This window comes from Paractinoplanes polyasparticus (assembly GCF_019710575.1).
GTDB lineage: Bacteria > Actinomycetota > Actinomycetes > Mycobacteriales > Micromonosporaceae > Actinoplanes > Actinoplanes polyasparticus.
On the sequence record NZ_JAHWFK010000041.1, the window covers coordinates 13,727 to 34,368 of the forward strand.

General features: G+C 67.3%; 23 protein-coding genes. 13 read left to right on the forward strand and 10 right to left on the reverse strand.

Annotated features, from left to right (window positions below):
- Positions 1 to 9 precede the first annotated feature (9 nt).
- Positions 10 to 360, forward strand: a complete 351-nt coding sequence (locus KXC43_RS34540; protein ID WP_221380421.1) for a hypothetical protein — start codon at positions 10 to 12, stop codon at positions 358 to 360.
- A gap of 19 nt (positions 361 to 379) precedes the next feature.
- Here the strand turns inward: KXC43_RS34540 and KXC43_RS34545 are convergent, their stop codons facing one another.
- Positions 380 to 1,129 carry a dienelactone hydrolase family protein gene (locus KXC43_RS34545; RefSeq protein ID WP_221380422.1) on the reverse strand — a complete coding sequence of 250 codons (750 nt, stop codon included), beginning with the start codon at positions 1,127 to 1,129 and terminating at the stop codon, positions 380 to 382.
- Between the two features lie 71 nt (positions 1,130 to 1,200).
- On the opposite strand from KXC43_RS34545, the gene KXC43_RS34550 reads away from it, so the two are divergent.
- Complete coding sequence (locus KXC43_RS34550; protein WP_221380423.1) at positions 1,201 to 1,758, forward strand: TetR/AcrR family transcriptional regulator; 558 nt, start codon at positions 1,201 to 1,203, stop codon at positions 1,756 to 1,758.
- A 137-nt stretch (positions 1,759 to 1,895) separates the two neighbouring features.
- Here the strand turns inward: KXC43_RS34550 and KXC43_RS34555 are convergent, their stop codons facing one another.
- Positions 1,896 to 2,492, reverse strand: a complete 597-nt coding sequence (locus KXC43_RS34555) for a TetR/AcrR family transcriptional regulator (protein WP_221380424.1) — start codon at positions 2,490 to 2,492, stop codon at positions 1,896 to 1,898.
- A gap of 118 nt (positions 2,493 to 2,610) precedes the next feature.
- On the opposite strand from KXC43_RS34555, the gene KXC43_RS34560 reads away from it, so the two are divergent.
- From KXC43_RS34560 to KXC43_RS34570, 3 genes are all read left to right on the forward strand, one after another.
- A complete protein-coding gene (locus KXC43_RS34560) occupies positions 2,611 to 4,197 on the forward strand; it encodes an MDR family MFS transporter (RefSeq protein WP_221380425.1) in 1,587 nt (528 codons plus the stop codon).
- A 208-nt stretch (positions 4,198 to 4,405) separates the two neighbouring features.
- Entirely contained in the window at positions 4,406 to 6,016 is a 1,611-nt protein-coding gene (locus KXC43_RS34565; protein WP_308129391.1) for a tetratricopeptide repeat-containing diguanylate cyclase, read from the forward strand.
- 111 nt (positions 6,017 to 6,127) lie between these two features.
- Positions 6,128 to 6,928 (forward strand): SAM-dependent methyltransferase, encoded by an 801-nt coding sequence (locus tag KXC43_RS34570; RefSeq protein WP_221380591.1) that lies wholly within the window; start codon positions 6,128 to 6,130, stop codon positions 6,926 to 6,928.
- A gap of 392 nt (positions 6,929 to 7,320) precedes the next feature.
- Here KXC43_RS34570 and KXC43_RS34575 read toward each other — a convergent pair whose 3' ends face one another.
- Positions 7,321 to 7,554 (reverse strand): hypothetical protein, encoded by a 234-nt coding sequence (locus KXC43_RS34575; RefSeq protein ID WP_221380427.1) that lies wholly within the window; start codon positions 7,552 to 7,554, stop codon positions 7,321 to 7,323.
- A gap of 263 nt (positions 7,555 to 7,817) precedes the next feature.
- On the opposite strand from KXC43_RS34575, the gene KXC43_RS34580 reads away from it, so the two are divergent.
- Entirely contained in the window at positions 7,818 to 8,054 is a 237-nt protein-coding gene (locus KXC43_RS34580; RefSeq protein ID WP_221380428.1) for a DUF397 domain-containing protein, read from the forward strand.
- A 401-nt stretch (positions 8,055 to 8,455) separates the two neighbouring features.
- Here the strand turns inward: KXC43_RS34580 and KXC43_RS34585 are convergent, their stop codons facing one another.
- Positions 8,456 to 9,349, reverse strand: coding sequence for a Sco1979 family transcriptional regulator (locus KXC43_RS34585; protein ID WP_308129392.1), 894 nt, complete (start codon positions 9,347 to 9,349; stop codon positions 8,456 to 8,458).
- A 296-nt stretch (positions 9,350 to 9,645) separates the two neighbouring features.
- Here KXC43_RS34585 and KXC43_RS34590 point away from each other — a divergent pair, with 296 nt between their 5' ends.
- The 3 genes from KXC43_RS34590 to KXC43_RS34600 all read left to right on the forward strand — a co-directional run bounded on the left by KXC43_RS34590 (position 9,646) and on the right by KXC43_RS34600 (position 11,268).
- Entirely contained in the window at positions 9,646 to 9,969 is a 324-nt protein-coding gene (locus tag KXC43_RS34590) for a hypothetical protein (protein WP_221380430.1), read from the forward strand.
- Positions 9,966 to 10,151 carry a hypothetical protein gene (locus KXC43_RS34595; RefSeq protein ID WP_221380431.1) on the forward strand — a complete coding sequence of 62 codons (186 nt, stop codon included), beginning with the start codon at positions 9,966 to 9,968 and terminating at the stop codon, positions 10,149 to 10,151. Before KXC43_RS34590 ends, KXC43_RS34595 begins: the two co-directional genes overlap by 4 nt.
- Before the next feature lie 805 nt (positions 10,152 to 10,956).
- Positions 10,957 to 11,268, forward strand: a complete 312-nt coding sequence (locus tag KXC43_RS34600; protein WP_221380432.1) for a DUF3040 domain-containing protein — start codon at positions 10,957 to 10,959, stop codon at positions 11,266 to 11,268.
- Between the two features lie 28 nt (positions 11,269 to 11,296).
- On the opposite strand, the gene KXC43_RS34605 is transcribed toward KXC43_RS34600, so the two are convergent.
- The gene (locus tag KXC43_RS34605; RefSeq protein WP_221380433.1) at positions 11,297 to 12,136 is read right to left on the reverse strand and encodes a phosphoribosylaminoimidazolesuccinocarboxamide synthase; all 840 of its coding nucleotides are present in this window, start codon (positions 12,134 to 12,136) and stop codon (positions 11,297 to 11,299) included.
- 237 nt (positions 12,137 to 12,373) lie between these two features.
- Between KXC43_RS34605 and KXC43_RS34610 the strand changes: the two genes are divergently transcribed.
- A complete protein-coding gene (locus tag KXC43_RS34610) occupies positions 12,374 to 13,378 on the forward strand; it encodes a NaeI family type II restriction endonuclease (protein ID WP_221380434.1) in 1,005 nt (334 codons plus the stop codon).
- A gap of 53 nt (positions 13,379 to 13,431) precedes the next feature.
- Here the strand turns inward: KXC43_RS34610 and KXC43_RS34615 are convergent, their stop codons facing one another.
- Positions 13,432 to 14,673: a DNA cytosine methyltransferase gene (locus tag KXC43_RS34615; RefSeq protein ID WP_221380435.1), complete on the reverse strand. Its 1,242-nt coding sequence runs from the start codon at positions 14,671 to 14,673 to the stop codon at positions 13,432 to 13,434.
- A gap of 93 nt (positions 14,674 to 14,766) precedes the next feature.
- Here KXC43_RS34615 and KXC43_RS34620 point away from each other — a divergent pair, with 93 nt between their 5' ends.
- Both KXC43_RS34620 and KXC43_RS34625 read left to right on the forward strand, forming a co-directional pair.
- Entirely contained in the window at positions 14,767 to 15,231 is a 465-nt protein-coding gene (locus KXC43_RS34620) for a very short patch repair endonuclease (RefSeq protein ID WP_221380436.1), read from the forward strand.
- A 250-nt stretch (positions 15,232 to 15,481) separates the two neighbouring features.
- Positions 15,482 to 16,390 (forward strand): hypothetical protein, encoded by a 909-nt coding sequence (locus tag KXC43_RS34625; RefSeq protein ID WP_221380437.1) that lies wholly within the window; start codon positions 15,482 to 15,484, stop codon positions 16,388 to 16,390.
- A gap of 125 nt (positions 16,391 to 16,515) precedes the next feature.
- On the opposite strand, the gene KXC43_RS34630 is transcribed toward KXC43_RS34625, so the two are convergent.
- From KXC43_RS34630 to KXC43_RS34645, 4 genes are all read right to left on the reverse strand, one after another.
- Positions 16,516 to 17,115 (reverse strand): DUF305 domain-containing protein, encoded by a 600-nt coding sequence (locus KXC43_RS34630; RefSeq protein ID WP_308129393.1) that lies wholly within the window; start codon positions 17,113 to 17,115, stop codon positions 16,516 to 16,518.
- Positions 17,100 to 17,903: a lytic polysaccharide monooxygenase gene (locus KXC43_RS34635; protein ID WP_221380438.1), complete on the reverse strand. Its 804-nt coding sequence runs from the start codon at positions 17,901 to 17,903 to the stop codon at positions 17,100 to 17,102. The genes KXC43_RS34630 and KXC43_RS34635 overlap by 16 nt, the downstream gene beginning before the upstream one ends.
- A gap of 89 nt (positions 17,904 to 17,992) precedes the next feature.
- Positions 17,993 to 19,294, reverse strand: coding sequence for a HAMP domain-containing protein (locus tag KXC43_RS34640; RefSeq protein WP_221380439.1), 1,302 nt, complete (start codon positions 19,292 to 19,294; stop codon positions 17,993 to 17,995).
- Positions 19,291 to 19,977, reverse strand: a complete 687-nt coding sequence (locus KXC43_RS34645; RefSeq protein WP_221380440.1) for a response regulator transcription factor — start codon at positions 19,975 to 19,977, stop codon at positions 19,291 to 19,293. Before KXC43_RS34645 ends, KXC43_RS34640 begins: the two co-directional genes overlap by 4 nt.
- A 36-nt stretch (positions 19,978 to 20,013) precedes the next feature.
- Here KXC43_RS34645 and KXC43_RS34650 point away from each other — a divergent pair, with 36 nt between their 5' ends.
- Positions 20,014 to 20,616, forward strand: coding sequence for a DNA mismatch repair protein MutL (locus KXC43_RS34650; RefSeq protein ID WP_221380441.1), 603 nt, complete (start codon positions 20,014 to 20,016; stop codon positions 20,614 to 20,616).
- Positions 20,617 to 20,642: the final 26 nt, after the last annotated feature.

A 20,642-nucleotide genomic window follows, 5' to 3' on the forward strand; every position in this document is an offset into this window, starting at 1 on the left:
GAGAGCACGATGGACGTCGCCGATTTCTGGACGAAGTCGTGGACCAGCGACGACCGGGTCGCGGTGCGGCAGATGCTGGCCCCGGACGCCGAGATCGAGTGGAACCTGGACGCGCCGGTCGACGACGAGGAACTGGTGCAGGTGCTGCACCGGATCGCGGTCTTCGCCGACACGGTCACCGTGGTGGGGCAGAGCCGGGCCGACGACGGCGCGGCCCTGGTCTACGACCTCGACGCGCCGTTCGGCACGGCCCGGATGGTGGAGTTCCTGACCATCGCCGACGGCCGGATCACCGAGGTGCGCCAGGTCTACGACGTGACGGCGACCGACCAGTTCTTCCCCGGCCTGTACGCCAATTAGGAGCCGGCCTCTGCGCCGATCAGGAGAATGTGCGGTCGAGCAGCGCGAACAGGTTGACCCAGTGCCGCTGCTCGGCCTCGCGGTTGAACATCGCCGTGTCCGACATCGTGAAGCCGTGCGGCGCTCCGGCGTAGACCTCCGATGTGTACTTCACGCCGGCCTCGTCGAGCGCGGCCTCGAGCGTCCGGATCTGGTCGGGCGTGGCTGACGGGTCGTTGTCGGCGTGGCCGAAGTAGGCCTCGCCGGTGATGGCGCCGACCGACCGGTGCGGGCTGTCGGGCTGGTCGGTGACGAGCCGACCGGCGTGGAAGGCGGCGACCGCGGCGATCCGGTCCGGGTGCGCCTCGATGGCTCGCAGCGCGTTCGTGCCGCCCATGCAGTAGCCGACCACCAGCACCGGCCGGTCGGCCACGGCGTCCTGACCGATGAAGAAGTCGAGGTAGCGGCCGGTGTCGGTGGCGACGCGGTCGGCGGTCAGGCCCTGGATCAGCGGAATCAGCCGGCCGAAGGCGGCGTCGCGCTTCTCGGCGTCGGTCAGTTCCTCGGGCTCGACCAGCGGCGAGGGGCCGCCGCGGTAGAGGATGTTCGGCGCCAGCACCGCGTAGCCCCGCTCGGCGATCCGCCCGGCCATCTCGGCGATCCGCGGGCGCAGTCCGAAGGCGTCCATGAAAAGCAGGACGCCGGGAAACGGGCCGTCACCGTCCGGCCGCACGAAGTAGGCGTCCGCGGTGCCGTCCACGGTCGCGATCTGCACAGTGTTGATCTGCATTGGCGCACCTCCGGGAGCGACCGTAGCACCAACCGGGGAAGCATCCCCGGTCTCGTCGTACCCTGTCACCCATGGCAGATCGACTGCGCGCCGACGCGCAGCGTAACCGGACCGCGCTCCTCGCCGCCGCCCGCGAGGTCTTCGGCGAACACGGGCTGGACGCCTCGCTCGACGAGATCGCCCGCCGGGCCGGGGTCGGCAACGCCACGCTCTACCGGCGCTTCCCGACCCGCCGTGATCTGATCGCCGAGGTCTTCGCGGGGCAGATGACCGGGTACGTCGACCTGGCCGAAACCGCCCTGGCCGAGCCCGACCCGTGGGCCGCGTTCGTGACCTACCTGACCCGGCTGTTCGAAATCCAGGCGACCGACCGCGGCCTGTCCGAGCTGTTGGTGAACAGCGGTTTCGACGACGACGCGCGGCTGACCGAACTGCTCGCGACCGCGCAGCGCGGTGCCACCCAGGTGATCCGCCGGGCACAGTCGGCGGGCCGGCTGCGCGCCGACTTCACCCGGCAGGACATCAGTCTGCTCATGCGGGCCAATGCCGGGGTGCTGCGCAGTTCGGCCGACCCCAGCGCGTGGCGCCGTCAGCTCGCGCTGGTGCTGGACGGCCTGGGCGCCCGATGAAATCCGGCCGTCTGGCGCCCGCGTGAAATCCGGCGATTTTAAAGCTGTTTAAGGATTGTTTAACGGGCGGCGGCCGACACTCGGACCACATCCCCAAACAGGCGCGACCCTGGGCCCCCACCCGGGGTCGCGCCGTTTCAGGCGAATCCCCGGCCCGCTTCGGCCAGCGCCTCCGACACCAGGTCCCACAGGTTGGTGCCGGGCGGCTTGTCGAGCCAGATGTGCAGGGCCACCCGCAGGGAAGCCAGGAAGGCGGCGGAAGTCATCTTCACCCGTACGCTCGTCGCGTCAGCCCCGGAGCGGGCGGCGATCTCGGCCGAGAGCTCACGTTCGAGCGCGGCGAACGTCTGCACCTGCGCTGCCACCAGGCTGGGCTGGGCGCGGACGAGGCGGCTCTGCGCGACCCATTGCGGGTCGAGGTCACCCAGCTCGAGGTAGAACTGCTCGGCCGCCGCGGTGAGCGCCGCCCACGTCGGCTCCCCGGCCGGACGTGCCCGCACCTTCTCGATCAGCAGGTGGATGCGCTGGTAATCCCCGTAGAGCAGCGCCTCTTCCTTGCTACCGAAGTAGTTCGAAAACGTACGCCGGGAGACGCCGGCCTCATCGGCGATCGCCTCGACTGTGACGCGCTCGGGCCCGTGCTCGATCGCCAATCGCATCGCGGCCGCATGCAGGGACTGCCGGGTCGCGGCCTTCTTACGCTCGCGGAGTCCGGGCTCGGCAGCGGTGGTCATCACTTGAGCGTACCGGCGTGTGATTCCCTTCTCGATGAGCAAACTTGCGCAATGAGAAAGTTCGGTCGATAGTTGTATCTGGCAACTACTTCTGCTTCACCACGATGGAGGCTGCGCGATGAGCGCCTCGACCACCACGGGCACCCGGCCGGGCGCCATGTCCCACCGCCAGATCATGGAGGCGCTCTCCGGCCTCCTTCTGGTGCTCTTCGTCGCGATGGCCAGCTCGACCATCGTCTCCACGGCGCTGCCCAAGATCATTGGTGTTCTCGACGGCAGCCAGACGCAGTACACCTGGGTCGTCACCGCGACCCTGCTCACCGCGACCGCCTCCACCCCGATCTGGGGCAAGCTGGCCGACCTCTACAGCAAGAAGCTGCTGGTCCAGATCGCCATCGTGGTGTTCGTGCTCGGCTCGATCGTGGCCGGCTTCTCGCAGACCGCCGGTCAGCTGATCGCCGCCCGGGCGTTCCAGGGCCTCGGCATGGGCGGCGTGCAGGCGCTGGTCCAGGTCGCGATCGCCGCGATGATCCCGCCCCGTGAGCGCGGCCGTTACAACGGCTACCTCGGTGGCGTCATGGCCCTGGCCACGGTCGGCGGCCCGCTGCTGGGCGGCCTGATCGTCGACTCCACGCTCGGCTGGCGCTGGTGCTTCTTCATCGGCGCCCCGATCGCGGTGATCGCCCTGGTCGTGCTCCAGAAGACGCTCAACCTCGAGGTCATCCGCCGGGCCGACGTGAAGATCGACTACCTCGGCGCCGGGCTCATCGCGGCCGGCGTCAGCACCCTGCTCGTCTGGGTCTCGTTCGTCGACAGCTCGTTCGCCTGGCTCTCGTGGGAGACCGGCGCGTTCGTCGGCGCCGGCGTCGTGCTCCTGGCTCTGGCCGTCTGGGTCGAAACCCGGGTCGCCGAGCCGGTGGTGCCGCTCGACATCATCAAGCAGCGCAACACCGCCCTGGCGATCATCGCGAGCCTCGCGGTCGGCATGGCGATGTTCGGCGGGGCCGTCTTCCTCGGCCAGTACTTCCAAATCGGCCGCGGCTACAGCCCGACCGAGGCCGGCCTGCTCACCATCCCGATGATGGCCGGCATCCTGGTCTCCTCCACGGTCACCGGTCGCATGATCACCAAGAGCGGCCGGATCAAGCCGTACATCCTGGCCGGCACGATCGTGCTGGTCGCGGGCTTCGCCGGGCTCTCGATGCTGGACCACGAGACCCCGCTCTGGTACGTCGGTGTCGCGATGGCCCTGGTCGGCGCGGGCGTCGGCATGTCGATGCAGAATCTGGTGCTCTCGGTGCAGAACACCGTCTCGCTCAGGGACATCGGCGCAGCCAGCTCGACGGTGGCGTTCTTCCGCTCACTGGGCGGCACGATCGGCGTCTCGGTTCTCGGCGCGGTCCTCGCCCGCCGGGTCAGCGACCAGATCACGACCGACCTGGCCAACGCCGGCGTCCCGGCCGGCAGCACCGGCGGCGGCAGCACGCTGAACCTGGCCGCCCTGCCCGACTCGATCCAGCACATCGTGCGGGCCGCCTACGGCGACGCGACCGGTCACATCTTCCTGATCAGCGCGGCCATCGCGGTCGTCGGCGTCATCGCGGCGGCACTGATGCGGCCGGCCCCGCTGCGCTCGACGGTCGACGCGCCCGCCTCCGCTCATGCCGAACCCGCCACCGAGAAGGTTCCCGCCCTCAGCAACTGATCAGCACGCTCGCCGAACGCGGCGTCCGCTCCCAGCGGGCGCCGCGTTTGTTGCTGGTGGGGCGAGATTGCTCACGCCCGTGAACATGGAATGACAGTCTTACGCAGAGCTAACCTTCGAAAGCGGAGCGCTGATCATGGTGGTTTTCCTCAACCCCGGGCCGGCGCTGACGATCAGTGGCCCAGAAGCGAGAAAGGGGGCTGGCCACGTGGATCCGGACCGGGAAGTGCTCGACGCCGAGTGGCTTGACGCCGCCCTGCTCGAGTTGGAGGACGACATCCACTGGGATGCCGTTCCCATGCTGGAGCGCGCCGAACGCTACGAGCGCCTGGCTCACCTGCTCGGCGACGACATGCTCGTCGCCCGGGCCCAGCTCAGCCAGGCCAACATGCGCATGCGCTCCGGTGACGTCGCCGAGGCGGCGCAGCGCATCTGGCACATCCACCAGTGGGCGGTCGACAACAACGCCCGCAAGCTGACGGCGCGTACCCACCTGATCTGGTCGGCCATCCACCGTCACCTCGGCGACGCGGCCCAGAGCCTCGAGCACGCCGTCCTCAGCGTCGAACTGCTCGACGACACCGCCACCGGGCACATGCACATCTGGCACCGCGCCAAGCTGGCCGACGCGCTCGCCTTCGCCGGCTCGATGGACGCGGCCCGCGAGCGCTTCGATCAGGCCGAGCGGCTGACGACCGAGCTCGACCGGCCCTTCCTGCAGCTCTACGTGCTCAACAACTACGCCTACTCCGAGCACGCCGTCGGCAACTACGCGCAGGCCGAGCTGGTCGCGCAACGGCTGCGCGCGCTGGCCGCCACCCACAACTTCGAACTCGACGCCACCGTGCTCGACACGATCGGCGCCATCGAGCTCGGCAACGGCCACTACGCCGCGGCCGAGCAGACCATGCTCCAGTGCATCGAGAAGTACAGCCTGATCCGGCGCGACGATGCCGACGCCATGCCCGAATACCTGCTCAACCTGGCCCGGGCCCAGCGGGGCCTCAAGGCGTACGAGCGCGCCCAGCACAGCCTCGACGAGTCCCGCCGGCTCTGCGCCGACCGCGAGCTGGGACACTTCCTCGTGCAGGTGCACCAGGAACAGGCCGAGCTGCACGCCGCCCGGGGCGAGTTCGCCGAGGCGTACGAGGCTCACAAGGCCTTCTTCGCGGCCTACATGGGCCTGCGCTCTCGTCAGCGGGAGGCCCAGGCCCGTACGAGGCAGGCGCTTTTCGAGACGGCCGAGGCCCGGCAGGAGGCGGAACGCTTCCGCGAGCAGGCCCGGCGCGACCCGCTGACCGGCCTGCGCAACCGCCGCTTCATCGACGAACAGCTGTCCCGCCTGATCGGCACCGAACCCGACCTGACCGTCGCCCTGGTCGACCTCGACCACTTCAAGCGGATCAACGACCAGCTCTCGCACGACGTGGGTGACCAGGTGCTCGTCCAGGTGGCCAAGATCCTGGAGACCGAACTGGCCGCCGTGTCACCCGACGGCTTCGTCGCCCGGATGGGTGGCGAGGAGTTCCTGATGGTGCTGCCGGGCTGTCCGACGCACCGGGCCGGCCGTGCGGTCGACAGCATCCGGCGGGCCGTCAGCGCGTACGACTGGGGCGGCATCACCCAGGGGCTGCCCGTCACGATCAGCATCGGCGTGGCCTGCGCCAGCGAGTCGGAGAAGGCGACCCAGCCCGGCCTGCTGTCCACAGCCGACCGCAATCTGTACGCCGCCAAGCACGGTGGTCGCGACCGCGTGGTGTGCGGAGTGCCCGGTCCGGACCGGAGCCGTTCCTACCGCGACCGCGCCTCGGCGGCCTGACCTGCCAGTTCGTCCTTCAAGATCGAGAGTGATCCTGATCGACTTCGACCGCTACTCTTTACCGCACTGGCGACAGTCGGCGAGGAGGCGTACGTGGCTGAGGATTTCCCGATGGCCGAGGTCGCGCCGCCCGGCGTGAACATCAACGTGCCGCACTCGGCCCGCATCTACGACTACTGGCTCGGCGGCAAGGACAACTTCGCGGTCGACCGGGCGGTGGGTGACGCCATGATCAAGGCGATCCCCGGCATGCGGTACATGGCCGCCGAGAACCGCAAGTTCGTGCACCGGGTCGCCCGCGACCTGGTCGAGAAGGAACAGATCCGCCAGTTCCTCGACGTCGGCACCGGCATCCCCACCCGGCCCAACCTGCACGAGATCGCTCAGCGCATAGCGCCCGAGGCCCGCGTGGTCTATGTGGACAACGACCCGATCGTGCTCGTCCACGCCCGGGCCCTCATGATCAGCACCGAGCAGGGCCGCAGCGAATACATCTCGGCCGACCTGCGCGCCTCCGAGTCGATCCTCAACGACAAGGTCCTGCGCGACACGCTCGACTTCGGCCGGCCCGTCGGCCTCACCCTGATCGCGATCCTGATGCTCATCGCCGACGAGGACGACCCCTGGTCCAAGGTCGACGCATTGCGGGACGCGATGCCTTCGGGCAGCCTGCTGGCCGTCACTCACCCCACCGCCGACTTCGCCCCCGACGAGGTGAACGCGGCGGTGGCCGCGGCCACCAGCGCCGGCATGACTCTGGTGGCACGGCCCGAGGCCGACGTCCGGCGCTTCTTCGGCGACTGGGAACTGCTCGAGCCCGGGCTGGTGCCGGTGTCGAACTGGCGCCCCGACGAGCCGGTCGACAATCCCGAGGCCGCCTATTACTGGGCCGGCGTGGCTCGCAAGCCTTAGCACCGTCCGCCAGCCGGCACGTTCTTCCAGCCTGCCCCGTAGCGGGGGCGCTGGTCAGCCCGTCTTTGGCGGGGGTGGCGGTTCGGCTGTGAAAGGGAACCGGCCGGGCCATCCGGCACGGGGGAACCGGACAGCCCGGCCGGAGCCGGAGGAAAGTTTCATCAACTGAGGTTTAGGCCGCCCCGGTTCGGGGTAGTTGTCATGCTGCAAGCAGGCCGCGCAGATCCATGGCCCGTCGCCACCTCAAGGCGACGGTGCGTAACCACCATGCGCCCGCGACCCATGGCCGTGGGCGATCCGTGACTGCCTTTACTACCCCTACGCAAAGTGATCACTGCTGACGCCCCGTCAACAACCGGCCGAGAAGCAGAGCACCCGGACCGTGATCATTCTCAGTCATCGGGACCTCCCTCCTCGTTCGCCGGCCGCCGGTTCGCAGGCCGGGACAGGGCATACCGCACACCGCCGAAACGATGCGACACCACCGCCGCGCGAGTCGCTGCGGCGCTGACATCATCGGTCTCGCCCTCGTCCCGATAGCGCGGCGCCGGGTTGCCCCGTCGCGACTCGGCATGACCGTCCTCGCCGTGGTCGAAGTGCTCCGGACCGATGTTCGGAACGGCCATCTCGTTACCTCCCGCTAGGACGCCCCCACCAGGGAGCCTCGCGTCGAGACCGAAAACGCCGTTTCGCGACCGGTCAGTCACTTAAAGATGTCACCCTAAGTGACACCCGCAAGATGCGCCCGTGCGTTATCATGCTCACAATCCCGTGAGTACGCAAGGCCAAATGCACGTGCATTTGCACCTGGTGTGAGGCAATGATTGCTCACAGGAGAGCATCTGACTCCGGACGATCCCCGGCCGGAGGAAATCAAGGGAGCTTCAACATGACGTACGCGGTCAACGGCATCCCCGCCGGCCAGTTGGAAGGTGTCACCTGGCAGAAGAGCCGGCGCAGCAACCCCAGCGGCAACTGCGTCGAGTGCGCCGTCCTCCCGAGCGGCGAGGTGGCGATGCGCAACTCCCGCGACCCCGAGGGTCCGGCGCTCATCTACACCCGGGCCGAGATCGAGGCTTTCCTCGGCGGCGTCAACGACGGCGACTTCGACAACCTGCTCGCCTGAGCCGGCGTACCCCGAAAGCCTGAGTTCTCTTCCGGCCGAGATTCCCGTCGGATGACATCGAGACAGTCAGGCCCGGCGCGGGATGAGCCGGGCCGGCCGGAACGACACTGGCCCTTCGCGGTCAGCCGCCGCGAGAAAGATGTGCCCATCTCCACGTCCCGCTCGAACGGCGAGAAAATGAAGTGGCCGGGCAATGCGACCATGGGGGCGCACCCGGAGAAGAGATGGGCCTGCCTAGCCGTTCAAGCCAGGCAGGACCCGAGACGGTAAGAGGTTCGTCCACGGTCGTCGGCAGCGGGCGTGGACGAGCCCAACCGATCACCCTTCGCGACTGCAAATACTCGGGGCGAATTTGCAGAGCCTACCCCGCGTCGGGGTGCGGCTCCAGACAGTCGCTTTATCTAACCCGGACGTCCGACCTCGTGCAACAGCTTGCCCAGGATCTCGGGCGTGTGGCTGGGCGGCTCGGCGTCGATGCAGACCCGCTCCATGGCCATCGCGTACTGGTCGACGTCCTCGCGCTTGTCCAGATAGATCGCGCTGGTGAGCTGCTCGACGTAGACGACATCGGGAAGCTCGGGCTCGGGGAAGCGCAGGATCGCGAACGGGCCGCCCGCCGCGGCGTGACCGCCGGCATGGAACGGGATGATCTGCAGCCGTACGTTGGGCTTCTTCGACGTCTCGATCAGGAACTCGATCTGAGCCTTCATGACGTCGACGCCGCCGATCGGCCGGCGCAGCACCGCCTCGTCGATGACGGCCCACAGCTGCGGACCCTCCGGGCGGTCGAGAATGGCCTGCCGCTGGCGCCGCAGCTCGACCCGCTTGTTCATCTCTTCCGGCGTGACACCGGCGTGGCCGAGCATGATGACCGCGCGCGCGTAGTCGGGCGTCTGGAGCAGACCCGGGACGAACTGGATCTCGTACGTGCGGATCAGCGTCGCGGCGGCCTCGAGACCCAGGTAGGACTGGAACCAGCCCGGCATCACGTCGCTGAACTGCTGCCACCAGCCCGGGTTGTTGGCCTGGCGGGCCAGCACGAGCAGCGCCTCACGCTCGTTGGCCTCGGTCACCCCGTAGAGCGTCAGCAGGTCGCTGACATCGCGCTCCTTGAAGCTGACGCGGCCGAGCTCCATACGACTGATCTTCGACCCGGAGGCTCGGATCTCCCAGCCCGCGTCCTCGCGAGTGATGCCCTTGGCCTCACGGAGACGGCGGAGTTGGGCCCCGAGCAGGATGCGCAGGACGGTGGGGCCACCGGTCGGCGCCTCCTCCTGCTGCGTACCCGCGCTCACCTGGCTCCTCATCATCACTGTGTGGGGGGCTGCGGCCCGCAGTCCCACAGCATCCTAAAGGGGAGATCGTCCACAACGAAACAGCGCGGGCACTCGCCCGGGCGTTCGCCCAATGCGGATGCACGTGCATCCGGCCTTGCGGACGCCTCCGTACGCGAGGATGATAGCTGACAGACACGCACCGTTCGCTGACTCAGCGTGCTGAAAGTTCGGCTTCTCGGCCGACACGTACGCCTCGGTGGCGTTCCCCCGCCATCCGGACGGACCGGGTCCCGAGATCTTGGAGGGTCATCTCGATGTCCACGGCACCGACGTCCACCCCGACCATCGCCCCGCCCCAGCGAGACCCGGCGGACGTTGCCCCCGCCGACAGCTACCACCCCTCCGACCGCGTCTGGGTCTACCGCGACGGCTGGCGAGCCGGCGTCATCGAGGCAGCCTCTCCCCGCGCAGTCACCGTGACCTACCGCCCCGGCGCCCACCTCGGCACCGGGGTCGACACGTTCACCGCCCCCTACGTGACCGCCCGCTCCAGCGAAGACCCGGCTGTCGACCGGCGTCACATCGGCCGCGGCATGTACACGCCGACCGGGCTTCCTCTGCGGCACTCCGCGGCATGACCGGCGCGGTCACCGTTGCGGCTCTCGTCGGGCTGCTGAGCCTGCTCGCGGGTGTCGCCCTGGGGTGGCACCTGCGTCGCAGCAACGAGGGGTGCCCGTCCTGCGGCGACCAGATGAGCTGCCTCGCCTGCGAGCTGATGGCTCCCGAGCGCGATGAGAAGACGGCTGCCGAGCCGCTGTAGCGCCTGCCCCCTTCCCGGCTGCGGTGACCTGCCCCGCGCCCTCCAGCCCTCCGGCCGTGGCAATCTGGCCCGCGCCCTTCAGCGTCGTCGGACCGCCAGCCGCGTCGGGCCGCTGACCCCACGGGCCGTCCGCGTCACCGGGCCGACTCACCCGCGGCGGTTGCTCATCCACCGCCCAGCGCTTCTTCCCGGTTCGGGCCTTTTCCAGATTTCACTCGATCGGGCCGATAATTCTTAGTTCTCTTGCCCGATCCTCGGATTTGTCGCCCATTGCGCGCGCCTTTGGTTACCAAGGCTGCAACATTCACCGCCCCACCCACAGCGCCACCAGCAATAAGCGACTCCGGCTCATTCGACGAACTGACGGCGCCCACGTCATGCGCGGCGTGACCAGCGGACACCAACGGCCACGCTCCACATCGGTGTGTCGCCCGCTCGGCCGCCGCGCCACTGCGGCAATTGCCCGGGAAACCTTTCTCGGATCTGCCTCAGCGCTCGGCCCTCAGACACTCTTAGTAAGGCCAGAACGTGGTTAGCCGGCTTCTCATTCGACACGCGATACGTCCTAGTTGCCCGCCAAGGCGGAGAAAGCAACGAATGCGAGCCTCGCCATCCAGCGCAAATACGAGAAGGGCTCAGCCGAAGGCATCAACCCATCGACGCCCGGATCGGGTGACCGTTCACCGATCGGACGTCCTGTCCGAGGATGTGAGCTGCGTGACGTGACACTGTCATCGGGTTATCGGCCCGCAACGCCGGGTATCAATGCGCCCGTCGAGCGGGCCGGCAGACGGAGGTGGTCACCATGCTCGATCCTCAGGAAAAGGCCGAGTTCGACGGCTTGGTGACGTTTCTCCGAGTCGCGGACCCGAAGTTCTGCCGTCGCATGGACCGCTTGACCAGGCCACGGCCCCTGTTCTACACGGCCGCAGCCGTGGCCCTATGGCTACTGGCGCCTCTGTCCATAGTCTTCGGAGGCTGGACAGGCGCGCTCTTCGCAGCAATCTTCACCGGCTACGGCTTCCGCCTCTACGCGAAGCGCAACGGTAACCACCCCCAGCCCGCCTGGTGGGTGGCGACACGAGGCCGCCGCGCCCAGCCGCTGGATCCCGCCTAGGTCTGTTCGTGCTGGGCCTCGAGCGAGCCTAGACCCACTTGTCTCCCGTGAGGCGCTCATAGACCTCGACGTACCGGTTACGCGTGGCCTCGACGACCTCGTCCGGAATCTCGGGCCCCGGCGCCGTCCGGTCCCAGGCGGTCAACGTCGACGACCAGTCCCGCAGGAACTGCTTGTCGAGATACCGCTGCGTCCCACCCGGCTTCCACTCGTCCGCCGCCCAGAAGCGCGAAGAGTCCGGCGTCAGCAGCTCATCCCCCAACGTGAGTGTGCCGTCCGCCGCGAACCCCAGCTCAATCTTGGTATCCGCGATGATGATCCCGTTGCCGGAAGCCACCTGCTGCCCACGCTTGTAGACCTCGAGCGTGATCCGCTTCAACTCCGCCGCGACGTCCCGCCCCACCTTCGCCTCGACGTCGCCGTAGGTCATGAACTCGTCATGCCCCTCACCCGGCGGCACCTTGGTGGTAGGCGTAAAAATCGGCTCCGGCAGATCCGACCCCTCGATCAACCCCGCCGGCAACGAAACCCCGGAGACAGCCCCGTCCCGCTCATACTCCTTGAGCCCCGACCCCGCCAAATACCCCCGGGCGATGCACTCCACCATGACCATCTCAAGCCGCTCACACCGCACGGCGCGGCCGGCCCACTCAGCCGGCACATCGGTGCTGGAGATCACGTGGTTGGGCACCACGTCGGCCAACTGCTCAAACCACCAGAGCGAAAGCTGCGTAAGAATCTTGCCCTTGTCCGGGATGGCCGTGGGCAGCACCACGTCATAGATCGAGATCCGGTCGGACGCCACAAGCAGGATGTCCCGCCCGTCCGCGTAGACCTCCCGAACCTTCCCCGAGTGCAACAGCTCCACGTGCTCCCCTTAACTGTCGGCGTGCTTAGCTAACGCTATCGGAAGGAGCGGGGCCTGAAGACCGTGGACCGACGCACAATGCCGCCCGTCGCGGCCCCCGCGAACGCCCTGCCTCAGTAAGTCGCTGGTGGGTGTCTCAGCCGTGCCGCCAGTTCAGCCTCGTCGAAGCCAGCTCGTCGTCGTCGGCGATGTCGCATGATTCAATGCCGTATGGCTACGTCCCGTGGGAGAAAGTCCGTGCCGAAAGGCTTCGAGATGCTCCAAGGTCTGCAACCCCTCAAGCCAGTAACAGAAACCAAAGTAGACGTGAAGTCGGACAGCGACGTGCTGGCTGTCAAAGACGAACTCGAGCGCAGGGCCGGCGGCCGTGCCGAACTTGCGCACCGGGTAGGCGACGTGCTCCGCCGGTCGCTCGACCGCTCTTACGAAGGCTTGACCACCGGGCGTTTCCATCTCGCGCAGCTCAGCAAAACGGAGAAGGCGCACACGGGCTCGCTTTTCGAGGTCGAATTGCAGAAGGAGTTTGATTTCGCCGATGGCTACCAGACCGACTATCAGATCCTGGGTATGGACGTGGATGCTAAATACACTCATTCACGTAAGGGAATGTCACCCAGCTGGATGATCGGCCCGGAGATCGAAGGCAATATTGCATTGCTAGCCACCGCAGACGACTACGAGTCACTGTGGTCGGCCTGGCTGGTGTGGGTCAAACAGGGACGCCGCAACTCGGGGTCGAACCGGGACGCGAAGGCAAGCTTGAACGATGTCGGCAAGGCGGCGCGAGTCCCCATCGCCGTCGATGCACCCCTACCGCCCAACACGTTGCTGCAGCGCCCAGCTGAGGCCTATGAGGTCATGAGATTCCAAGGACCCATGAAAGGCCAGAAACGCATCCTGGAGCTTTGCCGGCGGTTCGAAGGAACCCTCCTGTCCAGAACGACCGTAGTAACCGTGGCGAACCAGCTCGACGGGCCCAAGAGGATGCGCGCTGACGGCGGGGCTCGTACGCGGTTAGCCAATGATGGATACATCATCATCGGAAGTGAAGCCCGCTATGACCGCGTAGTAAGAGCTTTGAACCTGCCCCAGCCGGCGAAGGGTGAGTTCATCCCGCTCAAGGTGGTCCGATCCCGCCCCGAAGACACCAGCCCGTTTTTCCTGGATCTGGACGGCACAAAATGGCGGCGAGCCACGCCTGGTGAGCTAGGATCCGGCGTTCCGAAACTAGCTATCACGTAGGCATGCGGTGGAAGTCAAACGTCCCACCGCATCACCGCTAGCCCCGGAAACTGCTAGCTGATCCGAGAGCGAAGCTTCTGGAACTGCTCATGCCGGGCGTGCTCGGCCTGCCCGATGAATGCCTTGAAGCCGCCGAGCCGATACGCTACCCCGCGGCTGCCGTCCTCGACTTCGATGTCGAAGTCCCGGCTCAGCAGGCTGATTCGTCGCTCGAGTTCGGGTGCATCCGTCACCCCGGCAACCCGGGCCAGCCGCTCCGCAGTAATGAACTCGCCGGACTCTCGTAGCGCCTTGTAGATGGGGTCGTGCTCGACGTTGCGCTGATCGGCACGCGGACCCTCCAGATTGAATGCCCGCATGATGGCGCTACCCACGGCAGCGGCGACGGGGGGTGGGAAAGCGTTACCAATCTGGCGATAGCGGGTCGTCTTGCGGCCAGTGAAGTTCCATGGATACTCCTCCGACCAGCCTTGAATGCGGGCCACCATCTCGGTGGTGAGCTTGGGGCCCACCTCAAACTGGTCACCTGCGCTGGGCGGCGAATCCGCGACGCCCAGCGCATCCACGCCAAGCTCAGCCCAGGCCCTCTTGGCACGTGTCGGTCCGAGGTCGGCGCCACCATGCTTCTTCGAGCCGCCAACGATCGTTGGGGCGACCCGGTCGGCTTTGGCCGCCCAGGCCTCAGCACCTTCCCAGCCGCCTGAGGCCATTAACTCGCCCAACGACTCGCCAACAGTGGTGATCTGCTCGGCCGGGGCTGGCCAGCTGAAGTGTGCGGCCTCGTCAGCTTCCCGCATAGCCACCAGGACGAAGCGCGGCCGAAGCTGAGGAACTCCGAAGTCCGAAGCTTGCAGAAGTTGCCACGACGCCTGGTAGCCGAAGGCAGCCAAGCGATCCAGGACGTGCTGACGGTAGCCAGCGAAGCGCGGGAGGCTCAGCCCTCTGACGTTCTCCAGCAGGAGCGCTCGCGGCTTGACGACCTGGACGAGTTCGACGGCCCACGCAAAGAGGTCGCGCTCGTCCGTGGCCCCTAACTGCTTTCCAGCGATGGTGAATGGCGGGCACGGGACGCCGCCAGCCAGAAGGCCTACGCCCTCGTATGCGGCAGGGTTCCACGTCTCGGGATTTGCCGCATCGCCTTGGACGACCTTCCAGGACGGACGATTCTCACGCAGCGTGTTGCAGGCGTTGGTATCGAGCTCGACCGCCAGGGCGTGCTCGAACCCAGCCTTCTCCAAGCCCAGCGCCTGCCCGCCGGCACCTGCACAGATCTCTACTACCTCGAGATTGCCCATGAGGCCTCCTTACGGACTAGGCGCGAGCGCGATTGAAGCCGAGTATCTTGCACTAGACGTGCGGCGTTCAGGGACACGCCGTGTGACGGTGGGATGTTCGTGCCAGAAGACAATGCAGCGGAAGCACGCGAACGTGCGCATGCTAATGGGTTGTACCCCGCGCCGCTTAACGCGGGCCGCTCGCGCAACATGCAGGCCAACCGACGCCGGGACACCAAGCCCGAAGTGGTGCTCAGGACCGCATTGCACGCCCTGGGCTACCGCTACCGTAAGGACTTGCTGCTCAGGCTCGACGGAGTCAGGGTGCGGCCAGACATAGTCTTCACGAAGCGCCGGGTGGCAGTCTTCGTCGATGGCTGCTTCTGGCACGTCTGCCCTCAGCATGGCCGCCAGCCGACCACCAACGAGTGGTACTGGACCCCTAAGTTGCGGCGCAATATGGAACGTGACCAACGTGTCAACGACACGCTCGCCGAGGCAGGCTGGTCGGTCGTCAGAGTCTGGGAACACGTGCCGCTCGACGACGCGATAGCCTCGGTGCGCAGCGCCCTCGAATGACCGAACATGTGTACGACCCTACAGTCTCCGCCCGCGATGACACCAGCCCAACACGCAGGCCCTCGCTGAAGCGCCGGCCGAGCAGTAAGGCCCCCACGGGGCGCGGTGACGAAGGAAGCCGGGCGAGATGCAAGGGAAGGCTCGCCGCCGCTCACCTGGCCGGAAGTGATCTCGACTGGATGAGGAGCACGCCATCCCCGCGGCATTCAAACTCCCGCCTCACTGGTACAGGCAGACCATCCTGCGTCTGGTGCAGGCCGAGTTGCCCCCACTACTAGGGCCCCTGACAACGGATACCGCGTGGCGATACATCTATGCAATCGTGTTGTGGGCCGAGGTTAAAGAAGGAAAAAATTACCTGCACCTGAACGACCGGCTATCGAAGGCGGACGGGCGTGACCTGGCCGACAGGGGAGCCGAGTACCTTCGCCGCCACTTTGTCGACAACCGCACGACCGACCCGTTTGCGCTTATTGATTTCATCGGTAGAAAATACGACCGCGAGCGGCTATCTCAAGGTCACGAACCTATGAAACGCCGCGACTCGAATGTCACAGGCGCCGCGTTCGAGACCGCGCTACAGGTTGTAATTTCAGAGCTTACTGCCTATACCCCAATGAGGACTCCGAAGCTCAATACGTTGCGGGGATTCGAGCTTGCGCCTGCCGGCTACCACTCGGAGCCAGACCTGGCAATGTTCTCCACGGACAACTTTCGCTTGCTTATATCTACGAAATGGACACTTCGGAAAGAGCGCATCGGAACGTACCTTCATGAGGCCCACTTCTATAAGCAGCGACGCAGTGACCTGCAGGTCGCTTTCGTCGTATCTGAGTTCAACGCGAATATCTTGGACTGGTTAGCGCATGATCCGCTCGTAGACCGCGTCTACCATGTCCGCCTACCGATGTTCCTCGATGCGCATGCCCCCTTTCGGGACATTCCAGATAGCGGCTCCATCCCGAAGTCTCGGCTGCTTAAACCGGGGAAGGAGCGAGATGCGTTTCGCCGCTGGTTGAGTCTTTCGCGGCGAGTATTCGACCTGTCGCAGCTTTTCCGGGACATCGAGGCGCTCAGTCCCCTAAGCGAGGCAGCCCCGCCTGATCCTGATGTCGAACCAGGCGATGCCGACGAGGCGGACGAGGCGGACGAGGCCTAGACACAAACTGATCTGCCTCAGACCTTGGCTCGGAGGTGACCGGGCCGTCACGGATGGCGGACTGCAGTTCGATCGCGGATATCGAAAGGGCGGCCCCGCCAGGCCGCCCTTTCGGAGTTCGGATGTCAGCCGTTCATCAGTTTGAGCATCTGCTGGATCTCGCCCTGACGGGACTGCTGGACGCGCTCAGCGAACTTCTTGGTCTCGTCGTTCTTGCCGCCGGTCAGGGCGATCTTCGACATCTCCATGGCCTGGTGCTGGTGGGCCAGGAAGAGGTTGAGGAACGCCGTGTCGAAGGCGGCTGCTTTTACCGTGGTGAGGGCCTTGATCTCGGCGTCGCCGGTGCCGGGTAGGCCGCCGTGGTCGGCGTGGAGGCTGGGGGCCTGGTCGACCTTGGTGTCTTCGCCCCAGCCGGTCAGCCAGGACTCGATCATTGCGAGTTCGTCCTTCTCGGTGAGCTGGATGGCCTGGGCCAGATTCTTCAGCTCGGGGTTCTTGGCCCGCTTGGTGGCCGTCGTGGTCATCTGCAGGCCCTGCTTCTGGTGGTAGGCCAGCATCTGCAGGAACATGACGTCCGTGTCGTTGTGTTCGTCGCCGGCCTTGATCTCGGCCACCGCCTGGGCGGCGACGGGCGGGGCGGGCTCTTTCGCTGTGCCGCAGGCGCCCAGCAGGAACGGCACGATCAGGGCGGCGGCGATCAGAGGGCGCTTCACAGCGGCAGCCACAGGGCGAGGGTGTAGATCGAGGGCTCCCAGCTGTTGATCGCCGTGTGGCCCTGGCGGCACTGGAACTTCTTGCCGTTGAACGTGACCACGTCACCGGTCTTGTAGGTCGTGCCCGCGGCCCAGGAACCGCCGCCGGCGGCCGGCGGGGGTGCGGTGGGCGGCTTGGTCGCGACGGGAGGAGCGGTGGGCGGAGTGGTGGGAGCCTTGGTCGGCGGCTTGGTGACGGGCGGCGCCGTGGTCGCCGGGGGCTGGGTCGCTCCGCCGCCGGTGGAGCCGCCACCGACGTTCAGGTCTACGCAGTTGTAGAAGGCCATCGGGGTGTCCGCGATGTTCCAGACGGCGAGCACCTTTTGACGACCCGGGAACTTGCTCAAGTCGATCTTGTGGTTGACGACGGCAGCGGGCTGGGCGCCGCCGTCGTCGAAGGAGGCGACCTTCGTGTTGCCGATGAAGTATTCCCAGGTCGAGGTCTTGTGGCGGGCGGTCAGGACCCAGCTGAAGTCGACCGTGGAGGCGACCGACTTGGCCGGCCAGTTGCGCGACTCGTCGGTCAGCACGGAGAACCCGGTCAGGCCGCCGTCGCACGACTTGAGTCCCTTGGGGCCCTCGACGCTCTGCGGCTCGAACTGGATGCTGCCGCAGTTGGCGACGGCGCCGGACGCGCACAGGGCCTGACGGCTCGGCGGCGACGACACGTAGCCGTGGGCCAGGGCCGGTGAGGCGACCGCCAATGTCGTGCCCGCTGTCATGCCGAGGGCCATCAGGGGGTAGGCGATCTTCCTGCGCATGTGGTTCTCCGTACTGTCTCGTCGCGGCAGTTACGGCGGAGAAGCTACGGAGAGTTTCCATAACGGAGCCTTAAAGGCCCCGAAAACAATCATGAAACCGTGCGCCGGGCCCGTCGCGGGTGGGCCGGCGCGTGCAGGTAGATGCCGACCCGGGCGCCGCCGAGAGGGCTGCGGTCGATTACCATCTGGCCGCCGACCAGCTCGGCCGCGCGGCGCACGATGTCGAGGCCCAGGCCGGTCGAGCCGGCCCCGCTCACTCCACGTTGGACGGACTTTGCCGGGTCGGCGATGCCGGGGCCGGCGTCGTCGACCAGCAGTCCGGCCGGCGAGACGGTGACCCGGAAGGCGACGCGTTCGGGGGTGTGCGAGAAGACGTTGCCGAGCATCGCGTCGACCACGCCGATCAGCTCGCTGCGCGGCACGGCCACCATCACCGGCTCGTCGCCGCCGATGACCTCCCACGGCCTTTCCTGGTCCTCGGCCAGCACCGACCAGAACGCGAGCCGGTCGGCCAGCACCTCGACCAGGTCGGTCTGTTCCCGACCGCGGGCCTGTACGCCGAGCCGGGCGCCTTTGATGATCGCCTCGAGTTCCTCGTCGAGCAGGTCACAGGCCTGCCGCATGCGCTCGCCGATCGGGCCCGGCGGCATCGCCTCGGCGTCCAGGCGGAGCGCGGTCAGCGGCGTACGCAATCGGTGGGACAGATCGGCGGCCAGCTCCCGCTCGCGGTCGAGCAGGCTGTTGAGGTCGTCGGCCATGGTGTTGAAGGCGTTCGCGGCGTCGCGCAGTTCGCGCGGACCGTCCGGGGTGACACGGGTGCCCAGTTCGCCGCTGCCGAGCCGCCGGGCCGAGCCGGAGAGTTCGCGGGTGGCCCGCACCAGGCGGCTGCCGAGCCGGTCGGCCAGCAGCGTCGAGCCCGCGACCAGCACGATGGCCAGGCCGCCGAGCACGAACCAGGCCGCCCACACTCCCCGGGTCAGCTCGCCGTCGGGCACGAAGACTTCCACCACAACCGTACGGCCGTCCGTCAGCACCGTCGGCTGCAGATACACCATTCCGCCGGTGACCGGGGCCAGCGCCGAGCGGCGGGCGTCGGCGGCCACCGCGATCTGCCCGCCGGACGTGTGCGAGACGCCGATCGCGGCGACGTCGGGCAGGTGCACGGCGAGCCGGCTCTCACTGCCCGCGGTCGTGCTGGCCACCGCATTGGTCAGCAGCGTCGGGTCGGCGTCGACGCCGAGCACGGTGACGAGCGAGGTGGCCTGCTGGCGAGCGTCGCTGACAGCCCGGTCGTACGCGATCTGGCGGGTCGCCACGGCCAGCGGCACGAGGAACGCGAGCGCCACCATCGAGGTGATGGCGAGGGCGAGCCGGTTGAGGGTCCATCTCATCGGGGATCGACCATCATGACCCCGACCCCCCGTACGGTGTGCAGGAAGCGCGGTTGAGCGGCCGTCTCCCCGAGCTTGCGGCGCAGCCACGAGATGTGCACGTCGATGGTCTGTTCCTCGCCGATCCGGGCCTGGTTCCACACCTCGTTCATGAGCTCGCGCCGGCTGATCACCTGACCCACCCGCTCGGCCAGGTAGGCCAGCACGTCGAACTCGCGGCGGGTCAGTTGCAGCGCCTCACCGCGCAGTTCGGCGCGGCGCTGACGCGGGCTGATCACCAGGTCTCCGACGGTGATCGCGCTGGGCGCCTCGTTGGTCGTGGCGCGGGAGCGGCGCAGCACGGCGGCGATGCGGGCCAGGATGTGGCCGCCCGAGAACGGCTTGGTCACGTAGTCGTCGGCGCCCGCGCTGAGCAGGCTGATGATGTCGGCCTCGGACCGCCGGGCGGTGGCCACGATGACCGGCACGTCGGACACCGAGCGCATCATCCGCAGCGCGTCGGTGCCGTCGATGTCGGGCAGCCCCAGATCGAGAATGACCAGGTCGGGACGCTCGTCGGTGACGATCTTGAGTGCCTCGGCGGCCCGGCCCACCGGGCGCACGACGTGGCCCGCATCGGTCAGCGCACGGGACAACGCCGCCGTGATGATGCGGTCGTCCTCGACGAGCAGGATCATCGCCATGGCGTACACCATAGGGGCAGATGAGACGATGTCCTCGTGCGATCTTCTCGGTGGGCGCCGATCGCGGGGTGGTGTGCCGCCACTGCGACGAGCATTGTGCTGGCCTCGGTAGCCCTGCTGCCGGTGCTTCGTACGTCATCGCCCGAGGACGCCGCGCTGGCGCAGCTGCCCGCGGCCGACTCCACCAGCTTCCCGGCGCCGTTGCCCAACGTGAGCGCGTCGGCGACACCGAGCGTCACCCCGACGACCCGGCGACCGCCGCCTGCCACCACGAAGGCCACCACCACACCGCCGCGCTCCACGCCACCCACCACCACGACGCCGAAGCCGCCCGCAGCCACCACGACGCCGCCGACCACGACCGAGGACGGCTGGACGGTCACCACCGCCGGTGACGGCACCCGCACCTACGTACGCTCGTTCCGGGTCGAAGGCGGTCAGGCCGTCATCAAGATGACCTCGGACGGGGTGGTCTCACTCGTGACCGCGACCCCGGCCGACGGTTTCTCGGTGCAGAAGGTGCAGGACTCGCCGGACAACATGGCGGTCTACTTCAACGAGAGCCAGCACAGCTTCATCATCCACGCCACCTGGCACAACGATCGCCCGTTCGTCCAGGTGAGCGAGGTCGGATCCTGATTACCTGACAAATCGGCGGGTAAGTG